The 22,650-nt window shown below is 70.1% G+C and carries 22 protein-coding genes; 7 read left to right on the top strand and 15 right to left on the bottom strand.

Annotation, left to right across the window (positions count from 1 at the left end; all coding sequences use genetic code 11):
- Positions 1-23: 23 nt before the first annotated feature.
- From AC068D_RS00830 to AC068D_RS00820, 3 genes are read left to right on the top strand one after another with little or no spacing between them, the layout of a single operon-like run.
- Complete coding sequence (locus AC068D_RS00830) at positions 24-815, top strand: ABC transporter ATP-binding protein (RefSeq protein ID WP_478820749.1); 792 nt, start codon at positions 24-26, stop codon at positions 813-815.
- Complete coding sequence (locus AC068D_RS00825; protein WP_478820748.1) at positions 802-1,746, top strand: ABC transporter permease; 945 nt, start codon at positions 802-804, stop codon at positions 1,744-1,746. The genes AC068D_RS00830 and AC068D_RS00825 overlap by 14 nt, the downstream gene beginning before the upstream one ends.
- Before the next feature lie 8 nt (positions 1,747-1,754).
- The gene (locus AC068D_RS00820; protein ID WP_478820747.1) at positions 1,755-2,540 is read left to right on the top strand and encodes a sirohydrochlorin chelatase; all 786 of its coding nucleotides are present in this window, start codon (positions 1,755-1,757) and stop codon (positions 2,538-2,540) included.
- Positions 2,541-2,837: 297 nt separating this feature from the next.
- On the opposite strand, the gene AC068D_RS00815 is transcribed toward AC068D_RS00820, so the two are convergent.
- From AC068D_RS00815 to AC068D_RS00805, 3 genes are all read right to left on the bottom strand, one after another.
- Positions 2,838-3,413, bottom strand: coding sequence for an AMIN-like domain-containing (lipo)protein (locus AC068D_RS00815; RefSeq protein ID WP_478820746.1), 576 nt, complete (start codon positions 3,411-3,413; stop codon positions 2,838-2,840).
- Between the two features lie 200 nt (positions 3,414-3,613).
- Complete coding sequence (locus tag AC068D_RS00810) at positions 3,614-4,231, bottom strand: mycothiol-dependent nitroreductase Rv2466c family protein (protein WP_478820745.1); 618 nt, start codon at positions 4,229-4,231, stop codon at positions 3,614-3,616.
- Positions 4,232-4,308: 77 nt separating this feature from the next.
- On the bottom strand, positions 4,309-4,773 hold the full coding sequence (locus tag AC068D_RS00805; protein ID WP_478820744.1) for a hypothetical protein: 465 nt from the start codon (positions 4,771-4,773) through the stop codon (positions 4,309-4,311).
- A gap of 249 nt (positions 4,774-5,022) precedes the next feature.
- On the opposite strand from AC068D_RS00805, the gene AC068D_RS00800 reads away from it, so the two are divergent.
- The gene (locus AC068D_RS00800; RefSeq protein WP_478820743.1) at positions 5,023-5,214 is read left to right on the top strand and encodes a DUF4236 domain-containing protein; all 192 of its coding nucleotides are present in this window, start codon (positions 5,023-5,025) and stop codon (positions 5,212-5,214) included.
- Here the strand turns inward: AC068D_RS00800 and AC068D_RS00795 are convergent.
- The 7 genes from AC068D_RS00795 to AC068D_RS00765 form a co-directional block, all read right to left on the bottom strand.
- Positions 5,183-5,578: a nuclear transport factor 2 family protein gene (locus AC068D_RS00795; RefSeq protein ID WP_478820742.1), complete on the bottom strand. Its 396-nt coding sequence runs from the start codon at positions 5,576-5,578 to the stop codon at positions 5,183-5,185. The two genes, AC068D_RS00800 and AC068D_RS00795, sit on opposite strands and share 32 nt — an antisense overlap.
- Positions 5,571-6,137 (bottom strand): DUF1697 domain-containing protein, encoded by a 567-nt coding sequence (locus AC068D_RS00790; RefSeq protein WP_478820741.1) that lies wholly within the window; start codon positions 6,135-6,137, stop codon positions 5,571-5,573. The genes AC068D_RS00795 and AC068D_RS00790 overlap by 8 nt, the downstream gene beginning before the upstream one ends.
- An 82-nt stretch (positions 6,138-6,219) precedes the next feature.
- Positions 6,220-7,422 (bottom strand): S8 family peptidase, encoded by a 1,203-nt coding sequence (locus AC068D_RS00785; RefSeq protein WP_478820740.1) that lies wholly within the window; start codon positions 7,420-7,422, stop codon positions 6,220-6,222.
- Positions 7,423-7,762: 340 nt separating this feature from the next.
- Positions 7,763-8,962, bottom strand: a complete 1,200-nt coding sequence (mgt, locus tag AC068D_RS00780) for a macrolide-inactivating glycosyltransferase (protein ID WP_478820739.1) — start codon at positions 8,960-8,962, stop codon at positions 7,763-7,765.
- A gap of 118 nt (positions 8,963-9,080) precedes the next feature.
- The gene (locus tag AC068D_RS00775) at positions 9,081-10,379 is read right to left on the bottom strand and encodes an ABC transporter substrate-binding protein (protein WP_478820738.1); all 1,299 of its coding nucleotides are present in this window, start codon (positions 10,377-10,379) and stop codon (positions 9,081-9,083) included.
- A 32-nt stretch (positions 10,380-10,411) separates the two neighbouring features.
- A complete protein-coding gene (locus tag AC068D_RS00770) occupies positions 10,412-11,245 on the bottom strand; it encodes a carbohydrate ABC transporter permease (protein WP_478821370.1) in 834 nt (277 codons plus the stop codon).
- A 2-nt stretch (positions 11,246-11,247) separates the two neighbouring features.
- A complete protein-coding gene (locus tag AC068D_RS00765; RefSeq protein WP_478820737.1) occupies positions 11,248-12,165 on the bottom strand; it encodes a carbohydrate ABC transporter permease in 918 nt (305 codons plus the stop codon).
- A gap of 126 nt (positions 12,166-12,291) precedes the next feature.
- Here AC068D_RS00765 and AC068D_RS00760 point away from each other — a divergent pair, with 126 nt between their 5' ends.
- A complete protein-coding gene (locus AC068D_RS00760) occupies positions 12,292-13,143 on the top strand; it encodes a phosphotransferase enzyme family protein (RefSeq protein WP_478820736.1) in 852 nt (283 codons plus the stop codon).
- Positions 13,144-13,312: 169 nt separating this feature from the next.
- Here AC068D_RS00760 and AC068D_RS00755 read toward each other — a convergent pair whose 3' ends face one another.
- From AC068D_RS00755 to AC068D_RS00735, 5 genes are all read right to left on the bottom strand, one after another.
- The gene (locus tag AC068D_RS00755; protein ID WP_478820735.1) at positions 13,313-14,026 is read right to left on the bottom strand and encodes an exonuclease domain-containing protein; all 714 of its coding nucleotides are present in this window, start codon (positions 14,024-14,026) and stop codon (positions 13,313-13,315) included.
- Entirely contained in the window at positions 14,023-14,196 is a 174-nt protein-coding gene (locus AC068D_RS00750) for a hypothetical protein (protein WP_478820734.1), read from the bottom strand. Before AC068D_RS00750 ends, AC068D_RS00755 begins: the two co-directional genes overlap by 4 nt.
- Positions 14,197-14,249: 53 nt before the next feature.
- A complete protein-coding gene (locus tag AC068D_RS00745) occupies positions 14,250-15,482 on the bottom strand; it encodes an SAV2148 family HEPN domain-containing protein (RefSeq protein ID WP_478820733.1) in 1,233 nt (410 codons plus the stop codon).
- A 90-nt stretch (positions 15,483-15,572) separates the two neighbouring features.
- Entirely contained in the window at positions 15,573-16,883 is a 1,311-nt protein-coding gene (locus AC068D_RS00740; RefSeq protein WP_478820732.1) for a copper amine oxidase, read from the bottom strand.
- A 213-nt stretch (positions 16,884-17,096) separates the two neighbouring features.
- Positions 17,097-17,927 (bottom strand): Tat pathway signal sequence domain protein, encoded by an 831-nt coding sequence (locus tag AC068D_RS00735; protein WP_478820731.1) that lies wholly within the window; start codon positions 17,925-17,927, stop codon positions 17,097-17,099.
- A 128-nt stretch (positions 17,928-18,055) separates the two neighbouring features.
- On the opposite strand from AC068D_RS00735, the gene glgX reads away from it, so the two are divergent.
- Entirely contained in the window at positions 18,056-20,176 is a 2,121-nt protein-coding gene (gene glgX, locus AC068D_RS00730; protein WP_478820730.1) for a glycogen debranching protein GlgX, read from the top strand.
- Between the two features lie 113 nt (positions 20,177-20,289).
- Positions 20,290-22,614 (top strand): malto-oligosyltrehalose synthase, encoded by a 2,325-nt coding sequence (treY, locus tag AC068D_RS00725; protein WP_478820729.1) that lies wholly within the window; start codon positions 20,290-20,292, stop codon positions 22,612-22,614.
- Positions 22,615-22,650: the final 36 nt, after the last annotated feature.

The raw sequence follows: 22,650 nt of genomic DNA, 5'->3' as shown, positions 1-22,650 counted from the left end.
ACGTTTCCCAGGAGGTGACGACCATGGCCACCACGCTCGCCAAGGCTGCCGAGAGCGCCACGACGGTGTCGCACGCCGCCCGTATCGAGCACGTCTCGAAGTCCTTCGCCGGACCGGCCGGACCGCAGCTCGTCCTGGACGACATCAGCCTCGATGTCGCTCCGGGCGAGTTCGTCACCCTCCTGGGGGCTTCCGGGTGCGGGAAGTCCACGCTCCTCAATCTGGTGGCCGGTCTCGACCGGCCGACAGCCGGGTCCATAGAGACACCAGGCGGCCGGCCGGCCCTGATGTTCCAGGAGCACGCCCTCTTCCCGTGGCTGACCGCGGGCAAGAACATCGAACTCGCCCTGCGGCTTCGCGGGGTCCCGAAGGCGGGGCGCCGCGAGGAGGCCGAGCGGCTGCTCGGGCTCGTCCGGCTCGGCGGCGCGTACCGCAAGCGGGTGCACGAGCTGTCCGGCGGTATGCGCCAGCGCGTGGCGCTGGCACGGGCGCTGGCGCAGGACAGCGATCTGCTGCTGATGGACGAGCCGTTCGCGGCACTCGACGCCATCACCCGGGACGTGCTGCACGACGAGCTGACCCGGATCTGGCGCGAGACGAACGTGTCGGTCCTCTTTGTCACCCACAACGTGCGCGAGGCCGTCCGGCTCGCGCAGCGCGTGGTTCTGCTGTCGTCCCGGCCCGGCCGGGTGGCCCGCGAGTGGACGGTCGACATCCCCCAGCCGCGTCGCATCGAGGACGCTGCCGTCGCGGAACTGTCCGTCGAGATCACCGAACAACTGCGTGGGGAGATCCGCCGCCATGGCCAGCACTGACACCACCGACAAGGCCGCCAGGTCCACCAAGGCCGCCGACGAGGCGGCCGGCTCGTCCACGAAGGTGTCGGGGAGCGACGACATCGCGGGTCTGGAGGCCGGCCTCGACGCGCTCGACGCGGTCCAGATCCGCCGCACGCCGGTGCGCCAGGTCCTGGTGCAGAAGGTGCTGCCGCCGGTGGTGGCAATCGCACTGGTGCTGGTCGTCTGGCAGTTGCTGGTCGAGCTGAAGGTCACCGCGGACTACAAACTGCCGCCGCCGTCCGCGATCTGGGACAGTGTGTCCGAGATGTGGCTGCAGGGCACCCTGCTCGAAGTGGTGTGGACAAGCGTGTCACGCGGTCTGCTCGGCTTCCTGTTGGCGCTCGCCATCGGCACGCCGCTCGGGCTGCTCGTCGCCCGGGTGAAGTTCGTCCGCGCCGCCATCGGTCCGATCCTGTCGGGCCTGCAGTCCCTACCGTCGGTGGCATGGGTTCCGCCCGCCGTGATCTGGCTCGGTCTGAACGACTCGATGATGTTCACGGTGATCCTGCTCGGCGCGGTGCCGTCGATCGCCAACGGTCTGGTGTCCGGTGTCGACCAGGTCCCGCCGCTCTTCCTGCGCGCGGGTCACACCCTGGGCGCGACCGGGCTGAAGGGCACCTGGCACATCGTCATGCCGGCCGCACTCCCGGGCTATCTCGCGGGCCTGAAGCAGGGCTGGGCCTTCTCCTGGCGCTCGCTGATGGCCGCCGAGATCATCGCCTCCTCGCCCGAACTGGGCCTCGGACTGGGCCAGCTGCTGGAGAACGGCCGCAACAACTTCGACATGCCCGGGGTGTTCCTCGCGATCATCCTCATCCTGATCGTCGGTATCGCCATCGACCTGCTCGTCTTCAGCCCCCTGGAGCGATGGGTCCTGCGCAGCCGCGGTCTGCTCGTCAAGAACTGAGTCCTCGGATGCACGGTCCCGCACTCCTCGTCATCGCCCACGGCAGCCGCGATCCCCGGCACGCCGCGACCGTGCACGCCCTGGTACGGCAGGCACGGTCCCGGAGGCCGGGGCTGCAGGTGTCGACGGCGTTCCTCGACTTCAACGCACCGTCCGTGCCACAGGTGCTCGAACGGATGGCCGACGACGGGGTCCGGGAGGTGGTGGCCCTCCCGCTGCTGCTGACCCGGGCCTTCCACGCCAAGGCCGACATCCCGTCCGTCCTCCGCGAGGCCGTGGCGGGACATCCGAGGCTGCGGATCACCCGGGCCGAGGTCCTCGGCCCGTCCCCGCTGCTGCTGGACGCGGTGGAGCGGCGACTGTACGAGGCCGGGCTGACGCCGGCCGACAAGTGCTCGACCGGGGTCGTCCTGGCCTCGGCGGGCTCGTCCGACCCGGAGGCGATCGCAGTGATCGCTGAAATTGCGCGGGAGCTGCGGCACACCGGTTGGTGCGCCGTGCGGCCTGCGTTCGCCTCCGCTGCACTGCCGCGCACCGAGGACGCCGTGCGTGCGCTGCGCGCGGAGGGAGTGCCCCGGGTGGCGGTGGCGCCGTACGTCATCGCCCCGGGCCGCCTTCCGGACCGTATCGCCGACGGCGCCGGACGCGCGGGCGCGGACGTCCTCGCGGATGTCCTCGGCGCCTCCCCCGAGCTGACCGAGCTGGTGCTGCGGCGCTACGACGAGGCCCGGGCCGCCCGCGTGACCCGCCTCCCGCGCCTGGCCCGGATGCCGGCGTGGGCCGCCGGGGCATGACGCCGGGCGGAGGGCGCCCCTCGTGTCATCGGGCCCGCACGGCAGAGCCGGCGCCGGAAGGCGGCCGTGCTCACCGCCGCCGGTCCTGCGACGACGGCAGGTGCGACGGTGGCCGCCGGTACGTCCGGCGGCGACGCGACCGAGGCTGATTCGCCGACGCCCCCTCCTCCCGGGGCGGCACGCAGCGGCCGCACCCGGGAGAGGGCGGGTCAATCCCGTGCGGTGGTGGAAGGACGGTGCGCCGCCGTACCACCACCGCCGCGCCCGGCACGGACGGCACTCACCGGCCGGCGCGGGTCACCATGTGTGGGCCACGTCCACGATGAGCTTGTCGCCGGACTGGAGCACCCGGAACGGAAGCTTGGCCCGGACACCCAGACCGACCTGGGTCTGTCCTTCGAAACTCGCCCCGAACTTGGTGTCCTTGAACGTCTTGTACCCGGTGAGGTCAACACCCGGCAGCGGCTTCTTGGCCTTCCCCGGGTAGGTCTGGCGCATGGTCTCCGGGTCATAGCTGGGTGCGGAGACGAACACCTGGAGAATGGCGCCCCCGCCGACCGGGATCGGGTCGCCGGAGCCGTCCTGGTGGAACGCGTCGACATAGCCGACGTGATAGCCGACCTTGCCCGTGGCCCCGCTGATGTCGAAGACCATGCGGTCGTAGCACGTGCTCCGGCTCGTCGTGATGTTCGTCAGCGGCTTCCCGTCCGAGTCCGTTGCCGATTTGGTTCCGCTGCCCCATGACGTCGAGCATGCGGTGACCGACGCGGCCCCCTCCGCCCGGTGGGAGACGGCTCCCGCCGGCCCCGCCGCACTCACGAGTCCCGCGCTGGCGAGAACGAGCGCCGCGCCCACTGTCCATGAACGTCCCATGACCTACTCCCGGCATTGGTGTGTGACAGGTACACACAGCGAGACGGAGGCATCATGCGAATAGTTGTTTGATTCTCACTTTCGGCCACGACAAAGGCCGGAACCCGAGGGCGGGCCACGAGGCGCCGTCGAGGACGACCGCGCCCCCGGAGGCGTCCCCGAGCATCCGGCCCGGACCGTGACCGGGGCCCCACGGCGGATCAGGCGGTGTTGAGCTCACCGGTGCGGGTGCGCTTGAGCTCGAAGAAGTCGGGGTGCCCAGCGAGCACGCGGAAGCTGTCGAAGAGCTTGCCCGCCGCCTCACCCCGCGGGACGGAGCGGAGAACGGGACCGAACCAGACGGCTCCGTCGACATGGATGGTGGGTGTGCCGACGTAGCCGCCAGCCGCGGGGTCCATGCCCGCGTCGTGGCTGCGGCGCACCGCTTCGTCGTACGACGGGTCGTGCGCCGCCCGGGCGAGTGCGGCGGCCAGGCCGGTCTCCGCGAGGGCCTCGGCGATCACGGCGTCGAAGTCCCCGGCCTTCTGCTGGTGGATACGGGTGCCCAGGGCCGTGTACAGATCCCGCAGCACCCCTTCCCCGTGCCGCTCGGCCGCGGCGACCGCGACCCGGACCGGGCCGATGGACCGGTCGACCAGGTCGCGGTACCAGTCGGGCAGCTCTTTGCCCGTGTTGTGCAGATACAGGCTCATCGGGCGGAAGGCCACTTCGATGTCGCGCTGCTTCTCCACCTCCAGGATCCAGCGGGAGGTGATCCAGGCGAAGGGGCAGGCAGGGTCGAAGTAGAAGTCCACGGGGGCGGTGTGCTCGGTCGTCATCCCCCGACCCTAGGCAGCGGGTGTCCCGTTGCCCCGGGCCAATCGGTGCCCGCCTGCGCGGGCCAATTCCGGGCGGTTCAGTGCCCGGCAGGGGGAGGCCGCACCTCCAGGAAGCGGTGATGGCCCCGCCCCCGGTACAGGAGTGCGTCCCAGCCGAGCCGCTCCAGCACCCGGGAGCACTCCGCGAGCGCGGCCTCCTCCTGTCCGGCGGCTCCGCTGCCGTGCGGTCCGAGCCATTCGACCCGGACCGTTTCCGGCTCGTCCTGCGACGCCGTCCCCACCCGATAGCCCGTCACCATCCGCCGGCCTGCGGCATCGACCGCGGACGGGGTGATGCCGCAGGCCTCCAGGGCGAGTGCGACGGCCCTCACCATCCGGCCGCGTTCCCAGGCCGCCGGTGTGGCCTCCGGGTCGGGGGCGCCGGTGTTGGTCAGCCTGCGGATCTGCAGCATCCCCTCGAACGCGACGCGCACCTCGGCCGCGCGTGCCTGCGCGGCCTGCGCCCCGGAATCCCGTGGCGGTCCGTCACCGTCGTCGTACATGGAACCGACGATAGGCCGTGCCACCGACAGTGCGGCACCCCCTCGGGACGGGCCGCGGACCCGTGGCGGATCCGGCCGTGCCGGTCCGGGCCAGGGGGCGTCTTCGCTCCCCCATTGGTGGGAGAACCCGGGCGCGGCCGGGATCTCGGCGCCGGATGAGGACATGTCTGCCCTGTGGTGACACGACCGTGGCACTGCGGTGACGGTCGCGGCGAGGTTTTCGAGCACCATGGCGACAAGGAGGCCTACATGTCGATCTATTACCACAAGCAGATCACCATCATCCCGAAACTGATGCACCTCAACATCAGTGCGCACGGCTGGTCGGTGCGCTTCGGCACACGGCGGGCGAACGTCACCCGGCACAGTGGCGGTCACCGGAGCGCATCGGTGCGGCTGCCGGGAGGCTTCAGCTGGCACCGGAGCTCTCGCCGGCACTGAACGGCGTGCCCTGGTGGAAGTAGAGCCGCCAGGCGTCCCCGGTCAGCCGCCACAGTGAACTGCGGTGGGACCGACAGCCGTTCGACTCCCCGACGAAGGTCAGATGCACGACACCTGGAGCGAGTTCGGCCCCCTTCATGTCCGAAGCGGTGATGGGCCTGACAGCCCGGGCGCCCTCCAGGACGAGCGCCTCGATGGTCGAGTCCCGGTCCCAGCGGCGGCCGGACGCGCCGAACTCGAGGAATTCGGGATGCAGCAGTTCGGCGAGCAACTCCGGCCGGGTGCGGACGGCTGGATCGAGGAGGCGGATCTCTCCCTCGATGGCCGCGGTGACGGCAGGGCCGAACCCGGAGAGCTCACGCATCGGGCGCCTCCCCGGTCATCTCGGCAAGTCTGACGACGGTGTTCCAGTTGCGGGTCGTGGCCACGATCCCCCGGTACAGGCCGGGCCTTGCCAGCACCTCCGCGAGCTTGGAGCGGCCGAGTCCGCCGGGGACGTACAGATAGAGGGCGCTTTCCCCCAACCGGAACTCCTCCGGGAGGAAGGCGTCCGCGTCGACGGAGTCGAACCGCCCCGGTTCCATGTGCTCCGAGAGATAGGTGACGTGGAGTTGCCTGCCCTCCAGTTCGGCGGCCGGGAAGGGGCAGTCCTCGACGACCCTTCGCAGATACGGGCCGCCGCGGACCAGACAGTCGACGGCGAAGCCGAATTTCCGCTCGACTGCCCTGCCGATCTCCGACGCGATGCGCTCCTCGTCGCGCGCTGCGGTGGTGAAGACGGCGTTGCCGCTCTGGAGATATGTGCGGACGTCACCATGGCCCAGTTCCGTCAGCAGGGCGCGGAGGTCGGCCATGGGGACCTTGCGGTGTCCGCCGACGTTGATTCCACGCAGCAGCAGTGCATACGCATGAGTCTTCACCATGGCCACACACTAAGGGCGGCCGCCGTGCCCCGTGGGGGAGGGCACGGCGGCCGCCGTCTCGTGAACGTCGTCGATCAGTCGGTCACTCGACGACCTTCAGGAGCTTGTTGGGCGTGCCCTCGCTAGGGTTGCTGATCTTGTCGGGTGTGGCACCGTCCGTCAGCGCCTTGGCGACCTGCTCCGGGGTGGCGTCCTTGTGGCCCGCGAGATAGACCGCGGCCGCACCGACGACGTGCGGAGTCGCCATCGACGTGCCGGAGATGGTCTTCGTGCCCTCGTCGCTGTCGTTCCAGGAGGAGGTGATGTCCGAGCCCGGCGCGTAAATGTCCACGACCGAACCGAAGTTGGAGAAGTCGGACTGCTGGTCCTCCTTCGTCGAGGAGGCGACGGTGATGGCCTCCTTGACCCGTGACGGGGAGCCCTGGCCCGCGTCGCTCGACTCGTTGCCCGCGGCGACGCCGAAGGTGACACCGGCGGCGATGGCCTTCTGGACGGCCTCGTCGAGTGCCGGGTCGGCGCCGCCGCCGAGGCTCATGTTGGCGACGGAGGGACCCTGGTGGTTCTTGGTCACCCAGTCGATGCCGGCCACGACCTGCTCGGTGGTACCGGAGCCGTTGTCGTCGAGGACGCGGACCGCCACGATCTTGGCCTTCTTGGCGACTCCGTGCGCGGTTCCGGCGATGGTGCCCGCCACGTGTGTGCCGTGGCCGTTGCCGTCGTCGGCGGTCTCGTCGTTGTCGATGGCGTCGAAGCCGTGGCTGGCGCGGCCCTCGAAGTCCTTGTGGGAGACGCGGACTCCGGTGTCGATGACGTACGCCGTGACGCCCTCGCCGGCACCGTCGGGGTAGGTGTACTTGTTGTCGGCCGCGGTGTCGGCCTGGTCGACCCGGTCCAGGCCCCAGGACGGCGGGTTCTCCTGGGTGGCGTTGATCGTGAACTTCTTGTTCTGGACGACCTTGGCCACGGCCGGGTCGGCGGCGAGGCGCTTGGCCTCGGTCTCCGAAAGCCCGCTGGCGGAGAAGCCGTTGATGGCGGAGCTGTAGTTGCGCTGCAGCTTTCCGCCGTACTCCTGGGCCAGTTCCTGCTTGTTCGCCTTCTCGTCCAGCATGACGATGTAGCTTCCGGCGACGGCGCCCTCGGCGTTCGCGCCATAGATCTTGCCCTCGGCCGGCGCGGGCGCGGCTCCGGCGAATGAGGTGTTGAGTACGGTCACTCCGGCAGCGGCAGCCACGGCGGTGATCGCCGCGGTGAGCTTCATCCTGCTCGCGCGCTTGTGAGTTGCCATGAAGAGGGGTCTCCTCGTCATCAATTTGTGGGGGGATTGGCCTCCGGAAGGAAAATCTCCGGGGGCTGCCTCGAAACCTTGACCGATTGACGCGCCCAGATCAAGCCCTTCATACAGCTGTGACTTGATCAACAAGTGTTTGTAATACGAAATCGGCCAGGGCTCCACAAGTCGGACTCCCGGTTGAAATTCCTTTACAGATGGGGGACTTCGGTTGGGAAAATGTGTTCACGGTGTAATTCCGGTGTGACCGTGGAGCATGTGGGTAAACGCGGGGCGGGCAGCCCTGGAACGAAGGTTCCGGGACTGCCCGAGCCCGCCCGAATCGCCGAAGTCGGCCCTATTTCCCGGCGAGTTCCGTCTCGATCAGATCGGCCGCCCGCTGCGTGCCGCCCTCGGCCGCCATCGAGATCCTGATCGCCTGGAGGCGCTGGGCGACCTCCGGGTCGCCGGACAGGGCAAGGACCGCTTCACGGAGAGTCTCCGCGTCGGCCTTCTCCATGGGGACATGGCGGGCCACACCGAGCGAGACCAGCATGTCGGCGTTGCCGAACTGGTCGACGGCCTGGGGGACGGCAACCATGGGGGTGGCCGTGGCGAGGCCCTCCTGGCTGCCACCCGCGCCCGCATGAGTGATGAAGACGTCCGCCTCCTCGAGGACGGCCTGCTGGGGCACCCAGCTGTGCGCCTGGATGTTCGCGGGCAGCTCGCCCAGTTCGTCCGGGGCGACGAACTTGCCGATCTGCAGCACCACATGCCATCCCGGAAGATCGCCGAAGGCTTTCACGCACTCGCGGTAGAAGCCCGGCTGCCTGGTGAAGGACGAACCCAGCGAGACCAGCAGCACCTTCTCCGCTTCCGCCGGCCGCTGCCACCTCCCCTGCTCCGCCGGGTCCCTCCGGCAGGAGCCGACGAACGTGTACACCGACTCGTCGACCCGGTCGGCGTTCGGCTGAAGCACCCTGGGGATCAGCACGATCGACCGTCGCGGACGGCCGACGAACGGGTCCGGGTGGGTGTCGATCCCGTTCCCGGCCAGCCACGCCCCGAAGCGCGCGTAGTACGCCCCGCCGCGCTCGGTCGCCCTGAGCCCCGCGGTCATCGGCTCGGCGACCTCCTCCTCGTATCCCTCCCAGGCGACGAGGTTCGGCGAGAGCGAGACGGCCGGCACACCCCACCGATGGGCGAGTACGGGTGCGGGGTACGAGGTGATGTCATGGAGGACGAGGTCGGGCTCGTCCCCCCGGAAGGCTTCGGCCAGCTGCGGCAGGGCCTGGATCGCATCGTTCAGGAAGGGTTCGATGTGGTCGATCAGTTCCGTGCCCCACGCTTCCGGGTCGTCGTCCGTCGGCAGTGTGGAGGTGTAGGGCACCGGCCGTGCGCCGGTTGCGGCGACCTTCTCGGCGAATGACGGCGGAATCGCGTAACTGACCCGGTGCCCACGGGCCACGAGTTCCCTGATGACGTCAAGGCTCGGGTTCACATGTCCGTGGGCGGCGATGGAGAACATGGCGATGTGGGCACGCACGGGTTCGGTCATGTCCCGAGACTAAACGAGACGAGACGTCTCGTGCAACCAGATGCACGAGAATGCCCGAGGGGACGGACCGGTCCGGAAAACGGAAAACGGAGCGAACGGGAGCCGCCCGACGGACCCTCTACTGCCGCTGGTAGCGGGCCAGCACCAGGTTCCCGTCGTCGACGAGGCGGCCGGCGAGTTCGGACCGGTCGATGCCGCCCGAGTAGTACTCCTGGAACGCCGGTGCAGCGACCTTGTCCTTCCACTCCGGATAGCCCCGCACCGACTGCGCCGGCGCGGGTCGCAGATGGCGGGCCAGTGCCACGCCCGTCCCCCATCCGTGTTCCGGGGTGCGCAGGGCGGGGTCCGCGAGCGCCTGCGTGGCCGTCGGGAGCATCCAGTCGCCCTTCGCCAGCCGCACCATGTTCCGCGGCTGCAACAGGAAGTCGATGAACGCCACCGCTTCCTTCTTGTACGGGCTGTCCTCGGCGACCGACAGGGTCTGCGGACTCACACCCTGTGCGAGCCCTTCGCGTCCCGCCGGAGCGGGCAGCACCGTCCACTCGAAGCCCTCCGGCGCCTGCTGGGCCACCTGTTGCCGGTACGAGAACCCGAGCATGACCATCGCGTACTTGCCGGCGAAGAAGCCGGGGAGGGCGTCGGAGCCGCCCCCGCCGAGCGCGGTCGGCGAGGCACTGCGGTCCACCTGGACCTGATCGTGGACGATGCCCGGCACCACTGCGTCGGCAGCCGTGAATTCGATGCGTACCCTTCCGTCGTCGCCGCGGCGGAACATCCGCCCGCCGGCCGAGAGGCCGAGGTTGAGCGTGGCCGAGACCGGGTCCCGCAGGGGCCAGGCGACGGCGTACCTGCCCTTGCCCAGCCGTGCCGTCAGTTCCCTGGCCGCCAGCCGGAACTCCCCCCAGCTCCAGGGTCTTCCGGGGGTGGGGACGCGGACGTCCGATGCATCGAGGATCCTCTTGTCGGCGATCAGGACGCGCGGCTCCTGGAGGAACGGGACCCCGTAGACGCCGTCCCCGAATGTGGTGGTCTCCCAGCTCCGGGCCGGGATTCCGGCGGTGAGCCGGGCAGGCAGCAGCTCGCGCAGATCGGCGAGGCGGCCACCGTAGGCGAAATCCGCGAGGTCGTCGGATGCGTCATGGATGATGTCGGGTGCCTCACCGCCCTCGAAGGAGGTGAGCAACTGGTCGTGGACGCTGTCCCAACTGCCCTGGACGTACTCGACCCGGACACCCGGGTGGGTGGCGTTCCACTCCTCCACCAGCTCCCTGTTGACGGCCACCGACTCCTGCTGCCAGGCAAGGGACTGGAAGCGCAGGGTGATCCGTCCGTCGGTACCGGCGCGGTCGTCACGGGAACAGCCCATGAGCAGCAGGGCCAGCACGGTGGCCACGGCAAGGGGTGTCCGCAGGCGCATCGGCCGGACCGGACGGCGCGACGGTGCACGCATCAGCCCTTCACCGCCCCTGAGAGCATCCCGCTCGTGATGTGCCGCTGGACGACCGCGAAGATCACCAGGGACGGGAGTGTCGCCAGGACGGCGGCCGCGGCCAGCGGTCCGAGGTCGGCGGCCCCCTCCGCGCCGATGAAGTGGGTGAGGACCACCGGCAGTGTCTGTTTCTCCGGGCTCCTGAGCAGGACGAGCGCGAAGAAGAACTCGTTCCACGCGGTGATGAAGGCGAACATCGTGGTGGCCGCGATCCCGGGCGCGAGCAGCGGGATGACGACCGAGACGAGCGTACGCACCCTACCGGCACCGTCGACCGCGGCGGCCTCCTCGAGCTCGGCAGGGACCGCCCGCACGTACCCCGTGAGCATCCAGAGGGCGAACGGCAGCGACCACACGACATACACCATGACCAGTCCGGTGAGGGTGTTGACCATCCGGAGGTTCCTGAGGACCAGGAACAGCGGGATGATCAGGAGAACGAACGGAAACGCCTGGCTGACCACGACCCAGCCGGTCGCCGCCCGTGCGAGACGCGTGCGGTGACGGGCCGTCACATAGGCCATGGGGGTGGCGAGGAGTACCGCGACCACCGCAGCAGCCAGCGCGACGAACAGGCTGTTGGCCGCGGCCCCCAGGAGCGGCTGCTCGTCGAAGGCCTGGTGGAAGTTGGCGACGGTGGGCTCGCCGGGGACCCACGTGGGATGGAGCGATCCGAGTTCGCGCGGCGGCTTGAAGGCGGTGGAGACCAGCCAGAGGAACGGGAACCCGAGAAACACGAGGTAGGCGGCAAGGGCGGCGTACTGGCCCGTGCGCGCGGCCCTGCTGGTGCGCAGGCTCATCCGTTGTCACCTTCCCGCAGACGGCCCACGAGGTACAGGGCGAGCAGCACGGAGACCACCGCGACCATCACACAGCCCATGGCCGCGGCATAGCCGAACTGGCCGTAACGGAAGGCCTCTTCGTACGCGAAGAGCATGGGGAGACGGGTGCGGCCGCCGGGGCCGCCGCCGGTCAGGACGTAGACCAGGGCGAAGGAATTGACGTTCCAGATCAGGTTGAGTGCCGTGATCGCCAGGGCGATGGGTCTCAGAGCGGGCCAGGTGACCGTACGGAATCGGCGCCAGGCACCCGCGCCGTCGAGGGCCGCGGCCTCGTGGAGCTCCCGCGGAGTGTGCTGAAGGCCCGCGAGAAGGGCGACGGTCGTCTGCGGCATTCCGGACCAGACACCCACGACGATCACGGCGGGGAGGGCGGTGGTCAGTCCGGTCAGCCAGTCGCGGCCGTCGCCGAGGCCGAGGTCACGGATGGTCTCGTTGAGTATCCCGGCGTCCGGGTGGTAGGCGAGGCGCCACATGATGCCGACGACGACCTCGGGCATCGCCCAGGGGATGATCGCCAGGGCCCGGGCCGGCCAACGGAAGCGGAGGTTCTGGTTCAGCAGCAGGGCCAGTCCGAGGGCGAGTACGAACTGGGGAACGGTGACGCCGACCGCCCACACCAGGCCGATCCGGAACGAGTCCCAGAAGAGAGTGTCGTGGAGCAGGTCCTGGAAATTCAGCGTGCCGGTCCACCGGGTGGCGCGGGTGCGCCCGGACTGGGCGTCGGTGAGCGAGAGCGCGATGCCGTAGAGGAGCGGGCCCACGCTCAGGACGAGGATCGGTATCAGCGCGGGCAGCACGAGGAACCAGGCTCCGTGGTCCCTCACTGCCGGCCCAGCCCGGCCGGACCGCTGCGCCGAGCTCGCCGGTGACACGGATGCACCCCCTTGCGCGAAGGGACCGGAACCCTGCCCGGCTCCGGCCCCGTCATCGTGCTGACGGACCGTGGGTTCGTCAACCGCTTCAGAAGCACCACCTGCGGGGATGCGAGAATTCGAGCCATGGACGAGACACGCGCGCGCCAGGTGCTGGCCGCGGCCGGGCTGCCCACCGATGCGGTCCTCATCGCGCTCGGCGAGAACGCGGTGTTCGGGTCCGGTGATGTGGTCGTGAAGGTCGGGCGGAGCGAAGAACTGCTCGAGCGCGCGGAGCGCGAACTGGCCGTGGCCGGCTGGCTGGAGGAGGCGGGCGTAGCGGCGGTGCGGGCGGCTGAGCCGAGGCCCTTGCTGGTGGAGGGCCATCCCGTGACGTTGTGGCATCGGCTGCCCCGGTCCGTCCGGCCCGCCGAGCCGAAGGACCTGGCGCGTGTGCTGCGACAGGTGCACATGCTGTCCGCCCCGGCGTTCGCGCTGCCGGGACGGGACCTCCTGGGCGGTGTCGAGCGCTGGCTGCGGCTGGCGGGCGATGCGATCGAGCCGGCGGACGCGGCGTATCTGCGGGAACGGCGGGACGGTTTCGCCCCGGCGGCCGCCGCGCTGGCCCCGCAGCTCCCGCCGGGACCGATCCACGGTGACGCGCTCCCCCGCAATGTCCACATCGGGCCGGACGGTCCGGTCCTGGTCGACCTGGAGACCTTCTCCCTGGACCTGCGCGAGCACGATCTCGTGGTCCTCGCCCTGTCCCGGGACCGCTACGGCCTCGCCGCCGAGGCGTACGACGCCTTCACGGCGGCCTACGGCTGGGACGTCCGCAACTGGCCGGGCTGCGAGGTGCTGCGCGGCGCCCGTGAGGTCGCCAGCTGCGCCTGGGTCGCCCAGCACGCCCCGTCCAGCCCGAGGGCGCTGGCGGAGTTCCGGCGCCGTGTGGCGTCACTGCGGGACGGCGACCCCACGGTCCGCTGGTACCCGTTCTGAACGTGGCCACCACGCCGGGCGGGTGTACGCGGCCGGCGGATGCCGTGGTTCCGCAGCGGGTCGGCCAGGTCGTTGCCGGTGCCGTGCCCACACCGCCCTGCCCACCCGACGACGGATCGCCCTCTCCCACCTGCGGCCTCTCGCACGCGGAGAACCCTGACCGGCCGGGCTATCGACTCCTGGGGATGACGGGCCAGGCCGACTCGACGACGGCCGTCGGGTTCGCGGTCCGCCGCAGATATGCCTGCAGAGAGGCCGACTGCTCGGCCGCCGCACGCACTTGGAGGTCATGCAGGTCCGTCAGGGACATCGTCCCGACCGGCTGGTGCCTCTCCGCCATGCGTCGCACCACCCGGGCGGCAGCCACCGCGTCGGCCCTCGCATCGTGCGCGTCCTCGAGCGATACGCCGTAGTGAGCACACAACGCGTGCAGGGCCCGCTTGCCCTTCCGGTACTTGTCGACGTGTTTGTCGATCACCAGGGGATCGATGACGGGCGACGGTGCATCGCCCAGCCGCTCGCTGACCGACCTCACCTCGTGCCGGCGGCACTCACGGTCCAGCAGGGACAGGTCGTAGCGTGCGTTCATCACCACCAGAGGCGTTCCCGAGTGCAGAACCTCGGCGACGGCCTGCGCGATCTCCTCGATTGCGGACCCGGCCCGGACCCCGTGCTCGCGGGCGTGGCCCGTCGAGATGCCGTGGATCGCCGAGGCCTGCTCGGGTATCACCACGCCGGGATCGAGCAGCCAGGTCCGTTCCCCTGAAACGGCCCCGTTCGGTTCCAGTCGTACGACCGCGGCGGTGACGATGCGATCGGTCTCCACGTCGGTGCCCGTGGTCTCCAGGTCGAAGGCCACCAAGGGCCCACTGATCCAGCTCATCGCACGACCCCCTCACCGGCGTGGGCCGCCATCCGGCTCAGGGGGCACCGTCCGACGGCCCCTCCGTCCCGCACGCCGACGGTCTGCGCCGTCACGATGCGTGCCTCCAGCGGATCCGTCCCGGTCGTCTCCAGGCCGAAGCCGACCAGCGGCTCACGGTGCCACGCCATCACTGCCCCCTCGTCTGCGGTACGGACGAAACCCTCGCACGCGGCACTGACACTCAGGACACCGGCCGGGAGTCGGCCCACACCGACTCGAATTCCTCGCGGTAGGTCTGGAACAGTCCGTGCTCGGGGTCCTGTCCCGTCCTCACCACCGACCTGCCGGCGCCCCGCAGCACCAGAACCGGCGCCTCCATGCCCCGGGCCCGCCGCAGATACGACTGCACGACCGCCAGCCCGTCGGGACCGTCACCGTCCACCAGATAGGCCGTGAAGCGGGGCGTTTCGTCGAAGACATGGATCTCGAACGCCCCCGGGTCACGCAGCTTCGAACGGACCCGCCGGGTGTGGAGGATGTTCATCTCCACGGCACGGCTCAGTTCGCCCTTCCTGAGCCCGAGTTCACGCTCGCGCCGCTTGACCGCGCTGCTCGCCGGGTTGAGGAACAGCAGCCGCACCCGCGCACCGGACTCGGCGAGCCGTACCAGCCGGCGCCCCGAGAAGTTCTGCACGAGCAGATTCAGTCCTATGCCGATGGCGTCGAGGCGCCGCGCGCCCCCGAAGAGGTCTTCGGCCGGCAGCTGCCGCTGCAGTCGCACCCGGTCGGGGTGGACGGACACCACGTCCGCGTACCGGTCCCCCACCAGATCCTCCACCGCGTCGACCGGCAGCCGGTCCGCCGACGGGACGCCCGCGCCGCTGCCGAGGATCTCCAGCAGCCGGGCCGAAGCCCGTTCGGCCTGGGCCAGCACGGCTTCGTTCAGCGCGCGGTTGCGTGAGACCACATTGCGGGCCACCTCCAGCTCGTCCAGTGCCAGCTCCACCTCGCGCCGGTCGTCGAAATAGGGCTCGAAGCAGGGCCAGTGCTGGACCATCAGCTCCCGCAGCTGCGGGAGGGTGAGGAAGCTGAGCACATTGTCGTCGGCCGGGTCGAGGAGATACCCCTTGCGGCGCGAGACCTCCCGCACGGCGACGGCCCTTTGCACCCACTCCTGTCCGGCGGGACCCGCGGCGGCGACGACCCAGTCCTCGCCGTGCACGGGCTCGTAGATGGGACGGAGTACGGCGGCCACCACGGCCCGCAGACGCTGCTCCACCAGGTTCAGCCAGATGTAGGCCCGCCCGGCTCGTTGGGCACGCGTACGCACCTCGCTCCAGGCGTCCGTGCTCCAGTCCAGTTCCGCCCCGATCTCGACCGGCCGGGCGAGCGACACCGCGCCGGGCGGGACATCGACGGAGTCCCCCTCGTGACCTGCGTCACCGGGGGGTAGCTCCAGCCCTCCCGAGCTCACCCGCGCACCGCCTTCCCGCTCCCCTCCAACGATCAAGGAAGAGTACTCCGCAAGCGGGAGGCGGTGCAGCCGGATCCCTATGCTCCTCGCTCAACTGCCCGACGGAGGCGCACCGTTCTGACTGGCGAGATCTGCCGGAGTGAGCGGATTCATAGCGGTTACGTCCCTGGGTGCGAGCTGGAAACCCTGCCAGTGGACGGGCATCGGTTCCTGGTCCTCGTCGCGGGCGATGTGATGGAACCCGATGTTGACCCACGTGACCGGATTGGTCAGTGACTCACCATTGACCCATTTGTCCACGCTGTTGGGGGCACCCCGCCCGCAGTTGAGGGTGTTGTTGCTGGCGAACTGCTCGCAGGCGCGGTTCTGAGTGAAGAAGACGTCGTGCTTGGTGAAGCCGCGGCCGGAATGCTTGGCGGTGGCGCCGGGCACGATCTCGTACGAGCGGGCGTGCCCGTCCTTGTTCTTGCCGGTCGCGCTCACGACCCGCCACCAGCGCATGGACTTCGCGTCACCCGCGAGTTCGTTGGTGACGGGCGTACGGGTGGTCTTCGTCTTCGGGCTGCCGTTCCCCGTGGGCGGGGTCACCTTGGAGTCGAACTGCTCGATCCGGTCCTTGGAGCTGCCGTCCAGACCGAAGTTGAGCCGCCAGAACACGTTGTGGCTGTGGCTGGTGGAGTAGTCCTTGGCTCCCTTGCCGATCGGCCAGCCGCGGCCGTCGCCCGCGTCGTAGTCGCCCGGCGAGAGGCTGCCGGTGGCGCCGACGTTGGCGGATATCGTCCCGTCGGAGGCGAACCGCCACTCGGTGATGTACTCGTACCAGGACACCTTGTTGACGGTGTAGAGGAGCATGTCCTTGCCCTGGGCGTGCCAGACCTTGGTGCCCTCGTCGCTGGCCTTGCGATAGGCGTGGCCGCGCGTGCGTGTGGTCACGCAGAGGCCGTTGACCTGACCGGCGTCGGGAACCTTGACCTTCTTGATGGTCCCGCCGGGGCATTCGGTGGGCTTGAGGTTCTGCAGGCCGTAGCCGAAGCCGAAGCCGGTGAGGTCGTCGTACTCGGCCTGTCCGTCGTCGTAGGGGACGTGCACCTGGGCAAGCTTGGCGCTGGTGAGCACCTGGATCGGGCGGGACTCGCCCTTCGGCTGGTAGCTGACCTTGTCCAGGACGAGACCGGCGGAGGAGTCGTAGTGCCAGCACATGCGCCACGTGGTGCCGCCGGTGAGGGTCGACGTGATCTGGTAGGGCGTGCTGCAGGGCAGTGCCGGGGCAGGGGCCTGCGGAGCCCTGGGGGCGGCGGTCGCCGCGCCCGGCCCCGCGGCGGTCAGCGCGCCGCCCAGCAGGACCGCGGCGGCGAGCACCGAGGCAGGCTTGCGGGCGTGCGGAAATCTGCTCTTGTCCATGGCGAAGAGGAACTCCCTCGGACGTTTGTGCGGAAGACGTGCTGTCGGGAATGCAGTGGGATGCGAAGGGCCGGCGTCTCCGGTCGGCCGCGGCCACGGGCGTGGCCGTTGCCGGCCAGGCGGTTCAGCGGGGCGCCGGGTCGGCCGAGTCGGCCGAGTCGGCCGAGTCGGCCGGCCGGAACTCCGGCGGGCGGAATTCCGAGGCGGGTAGGTTCACCCGAACGGAGCCCGGACGACCTTCCGGGCGCTCAGATCCACGACCAGGTCGCGGGTGTCGATCCAGGGCCCGTTCGTGACCTTGGTGATGATCCGCACGCAGCGGTGCACCCCGCAGTCGCCGAGCTGCTCCGGAATCTGTGCCTCCCGGTCCTTGCGGTAGACGAATCCGCTCAGCGTCAGCGGCTCCGGCGAGGTGAGCGCAGCGCCGGTGGCGTCCTTGTAGTCGGCCTTCAGCCCCGAGCCGAGCGGACTCGCCAGGATCAGTTCGGCCGCCTCCCGGAGCTCCTCGCGGTGCGGCGACGGCTGCACGCCCTGCTGGGCGTCCCTCCGCTCCACCTTCCCCGTGGAGAGATTGACCGTCGACGTGACGAGCTGGTCGGTCCTGTAGTCGTAGTACGAGACGACGGCACGGCGGGGCGGCGCCGCGAGGCCGGCTTCGGACGGCTCCGGTTCGGCCAGATCGGTGGTGAGCTGCTGCGGGCCGCGTGCACCTCCCGCGTCCCTGCCGTTCCGCGCGACCGGAGCCGCCGCGAGCTGCTCGGCACGCTTGAGCTCGTCGTCGGTGAGCGGGTCCCGTCCGATGCCCTTCTCGCCCTCGTCCGCGGCCTTGGCCACGACACCGGGTTCCACGGCCCGGCCGCCTTCTCCCCCGCCGTCGGCGCCCTGCCCGTCGGAGCCCTGGGATGCGACCGCCCGGCCCCCCGGCCCGTCGTCCGCTCCTGCCTGACCCGGAAGTGTGATTCCGATCATCGCGGCGGTGCCCGTCACCGCAATGGCCGTGCCCGCCAGCACCTTACCCAGGTGGCGGCGCACTAGTTTGCGCACTTTTCCCCCCTCTTACCAGTGGTCACCCGGTAGGACTGCGGTAAGTCCTAGGAGGTTGCCCTCCTTTCGGGCAGGATCTGGCCGAAGTGGTCCCCCGCACCCGGATCAGAAGTGGAAGAGTCTTATCTATGCAGGTCTGGCCGGGACAGGCGTATCCCCTCGGCGCCACGTACGACGGCGCCGGAACCAACTTTGCGGTCTATTCGGAGGCCGCGAACCGAATCGAGCTGTGTCTGCTGCACGACGACGGCTCGGAGACGGCGGTGGAGCTCCGTGAGACCGACGCGTTCGTCCGCCATGCCTATCTGCCGGGGGTGATGCCCGGCCAGCGGTACGGATTCCGGGTGCATGGCCCCTACGTGCCGGAGCACGGGCACCGCTGCAACTCGGCGAAGCTGCTCCTGGATCCCTACGCACGGGCGATGAGCGGCCGTATCGAGTGGGGCGAGGCGGTGTACGGCTACCACTTCGGCAGACCGGACTCGCGCAACGACCTCGACTCCGCCCCGCACACGATGGCCTCCGTCGTGGTCAATCCGTACTTCGACTGGGGCGACGACCGCCCGCCCCGGACCGACTACCACCGGACCGTCATCTACGAGGCCCATGTGAAGGGCCTGACGATGCTGCACCCGGCGCTGCCGGACGAGCTGCGCGGGACCTACGCGGGGCTCGCGCATCCCGCGGTGATCTCCCACCTCACTGAACTGGGAGTCACCGCACTGGAGTTGATGCCGGTGCACCAGTTCGTGAACGATCACAGACTGATGGACGCGGGCCTCGACAACTACTGGGGCTACAACACCATCGGGTTCTTCGCCCCGCACAACCGCTATGCCTCCTGGGGCGACCGCGGCCAGCAGGTCCTCGAGTTCAAGTCCGCGGTCCGGGCACTGCACCAGGCGGGCATCGAGGTCATCCTCGACGTCGTCTACAACCACACGGCCGAGGGCAACCACCTGGGCCCCACCCTCTCCTTCCGGGGCCTCGACAACGTCTCGTACTACCGGCTGTCCGAGGACCGCCGGTACTACATGGACACCACAGGCACCGGCAACTCCCTGCTGATGCGCTCGCCGCACGTTCTCCAGCTGATCATGGACTCGCTGCGCTACTGGGTCACCGAGATGCATGTCGACGGCTTCCGCTTCGACCTCGCGGCGACGCTGGCCCGCCAGTTCCACGAGGTGGACCGGCTGTCCTCGTTCTTCGACCTGGTGCAGCAGGACCCGGTGGTCAGCCAGGTCAAGCTGATCGCCGAGCCCTGGGACGTCGGCGAGGGCGGCTACCAGGTGGGGAACTTCCCGCCGCTGTGGACCGAGTGGAACGGCAAGTACCGTGACACCGTGCGGGACCTGTGGCGCGGCGAGCCGCGCACGCTCGCCGAGTTCGCCTCCCGGCTGACCGGCTCGTCGGACCTCTACCAGGACGACGGGCGCCGGCCGCTGGCCTCGGTCAACTTCGTGACCTGCCACGACGGTTTCACACTGCGGGACCTGGTCTCGTACAACGAGAAGCACAACGAGGCCAACGGAGAGGGCAACCGGGACGGCGAGAGCCACAACCGGTCGTGGAACTGCGGGGCGGAGGGCGACACCGACGACCCGGAGGTGCGGGAGCTGCGGAACCGCCAGATGCGCAACTTCATCGCGACCCTGATGCTCTCCCAGGGCGTGCCGATGCTGAGCCACGGCGACGAGTTCGGCCGCACCCAGCACGGCAACAACAACGCCTACTGCCAGGACAGCGAGCTGTCCTGGGTGCACTGGCCGGCCTCGACCGAGGAGGAGCAGGGTTCGCTGCTGGCCTTCACCCGGGCCATGGTGTGGCTGCGCCGCGACCACCAGGTTTTCCGGCGCAGGCGGTTCTTCCACGGCCGGCCGGTGGAGGGCACGCACGACGAGCTCTCCGACATCGCCTGGTTCACCCCGGAGGGCGTGGAGATGACCCAGCGGGACTGGCAGGCCGCCCATGCCAAGGCCCTCACCGTCTTCCTCAACGGTCACGCGATCTCGGAACCGGGTCCCCGGGGCGAGCGGATCTCGGACGATTCGTTCCTGATCATGTGCAACGCGAGCGCCGAGGAACTGGAATTCTCGGTTCCGGTCAACCATGGCCGGCAGTGGCAGGTGGTGGTCGACACGGCACGGCCCGACGGGGTGCCGCCGGGCCAGGGGCCCAAGGTGGCGGCCGGCGAGCAGGTGACGATGATCGGACGGAGTCTGGTGGTGCTGCGCAGGCCCGCATAGCGGCAGGCATCACCGTTCGGGGGTTCGTCGCATCAGGTGAACGTGGAGCGCCCTGCCCTGCCGGAGCACGAAGCGATGACACAGATGCCCGCGATGCGGGTACGTACGTTCGCATGACGCCCACCGCCACCTACAGGCTCCAGCTCCAGCCGGAGTTCCCGTTCTCTGCCGCCGAGGCAGCGGTGCCGTACCTGGCCGGCCTCGGGGTCTCTCATCTTCATCTGTCACCCGTACTGGAGGCGGTGCCCGGTTCGCCACACGGCTACGACGTCGTCGACCATGCACGGGTGCGCGCCGAGCTCGGCGGCGAGGAGGGTCTGCGCTCGCTCGCCGGCACGGCGCGGCGGCACGGGCTCGGGCTGGTGCTCGACATCGTCCCCAACCACATGGCCGCCGTGCCCCGCCACAACCGGGCACTGTGGGAAGTGCTGCGGGAGGGGCCCGGGTCGCCCTACGCGCGCTGGTTCGACATCGACTGGGACGCGGGCGGCGGCAAGGTCCTGATGCCCGTACTGGGCGGGCGGCTCGGGGACGAACTCGGCTCACTGCGCGTGGAGGGGCGGACCCTGCATTACGGCGAACACATGTTCCCGCTGCGTGAGGGCACCGAGGAACTTCCCCTGGCCGAGCTGCTGGATGCGCAGTGGTACCGGCCGGCATGGTGGCGGCTCGCCCGCACCGAGCTCAACTACCGCCGCTTCTTCACCATTTCGGAGCTGATCGGAGTACGGGTCGAGGATCCGGAGGTCTTCGCAGCCACCCACGCTAAGATCCTGGAACTGGTTCACGACGGCGTCGTCGACGGACTGCGGATCGACCATCCTGACGGCCTCGCCGACCCCGAGGGGTACCTGCAACGGCTGAACGAGGCCACGGGCGGCTGCTGGACCGTCGTGGAGAAGATCCTCACCCGCGGCGAGCTGCTCCCGCCGTCCTGGCCGGTGGCCGGGACGACCGGCTATGACGCGCTGCACCGGATCGACGGGCTCTTCATCGATCCCGTGGGCGCCGAGGAGCTGGTCCGTGCGTACCGGGACTTCGCATCCCCGGGCGGGGACCGGGGCGGCTACTGGGGTGCGACGGTGCGGCGCGCCGCGTACAAGGTGGTGACGCATCAGCTGGTCGCGGAGACCGAGGCGCTCGCCCGCCTGGCCGAGCGGGTGTGCGCGGCCGACCCCGCGCTGCACGACCACGCGCCGTGGGCGCTGCGCACCGCGATCCGGGAGCTGCTGGTGCGGGTTCCGGTCTACCGGCCCTACCGCACCGGGGGCGAGTCGGTCCTCACGGCGGACGCCGCGCTGCGCGCGAAGGCCGCCTTCGCCGTCGCCGAGGAGGCACAGGCGGTCGATGTCGTCCGGGATCTCGCCCTCGGCCTCGGGTCCGGGCGGCTCGGGGAGGGACCGGAGCAGCGCGCCTTCCGGGCCCGCTTCGCACAGACCTCGTCGGCGCTGCGCGCCAAGTCCGTCGAGGACACGGCGTTCTACCGCTACACACCTTTGCTCTCGGCGAACGAGGTGGGCGGGGACCCCGAGTGCCCGGCGGTGAGTCCCGAGGAGTTCCACGCGTACTGCACGCGGATCGCGCGGGACTGGCCCTCGACGGGAACGGCGCTCTCCACGCACGACACGAAGCGGAGCGCAGACGTCCGCGCCAGGATCGCGGTGCTCTCGGAGTGCCCGGAGCGATGGGAGCAGGTGCTGACCGGACTGGCCTGGGTGCCGGCTCCCGACCACCACCTGGCCTGGGTGGCCTGGCAGACGGCCTTCGGCTTCGGGCGCGCGGAGCCGGAACGGATCGGGCCGGCACTGCTCAAGTCCGTCAGGGAGTCGGGGCTGCACACCAGCTGGACGGAACCGGACGCGGCGTACGAACGGGCGGTGGACGAGTTCGTGGCCGCGGGGCCCGCCGGCGCTCCGGTGCACGCGCCGGCGCTGTTCGCCGCCGAGCTGGACGAGCACATGCGGGCGAACATGCTGGGCGCGGCGCTGGTGCAGCTGACGATGCCCGGAGTGCCCGACCTCTACCAGGGCACGGAGCGGGAGTATCTGGCGCTGGTGGACCCGGACAACCGCCGGCCCTTCCAGGAGGGACCGCCGGACGAGAAGACCCTCGTCATGCGCGCGGCCCTGCTGCTGCGCCGCAGACGGCCCGAGGTGTTCGGCGGGTCGGGGACGTACACACCGCTGGCCGCGGCGGGGCACGCGGCGCAGCACTGCCTGGCGTTCTGCCGTTCGGGCGAGGTGGTCACGGCGGTGACACGGCTCTCCCTGCGGCTGGACGAGGCCGGCGGCTGGGGGGAGACCTCACTGGCCCTGCCGGACGGCCGGTGGACCGATCTGCTGTCCCCGGACCGGGACTTCGGGGGCCCGGTGCCGCTGCCGGAACTGTTCGCCGACCTCCCCGTGGTGCTGCTGGAGCGCAGGGACGAAGGCCGGTGAAACCGCCGCCCGCGGCGGTTTCACCGGTCCGGACAC

This window comes from Streptomyces sp. NPDC043861 (assembly GCF_056435905.1).
Note: the sequence above shows the minus strand (reverse complement) of the source record. Positions and strands in the feature narration are given on the sequence as shown.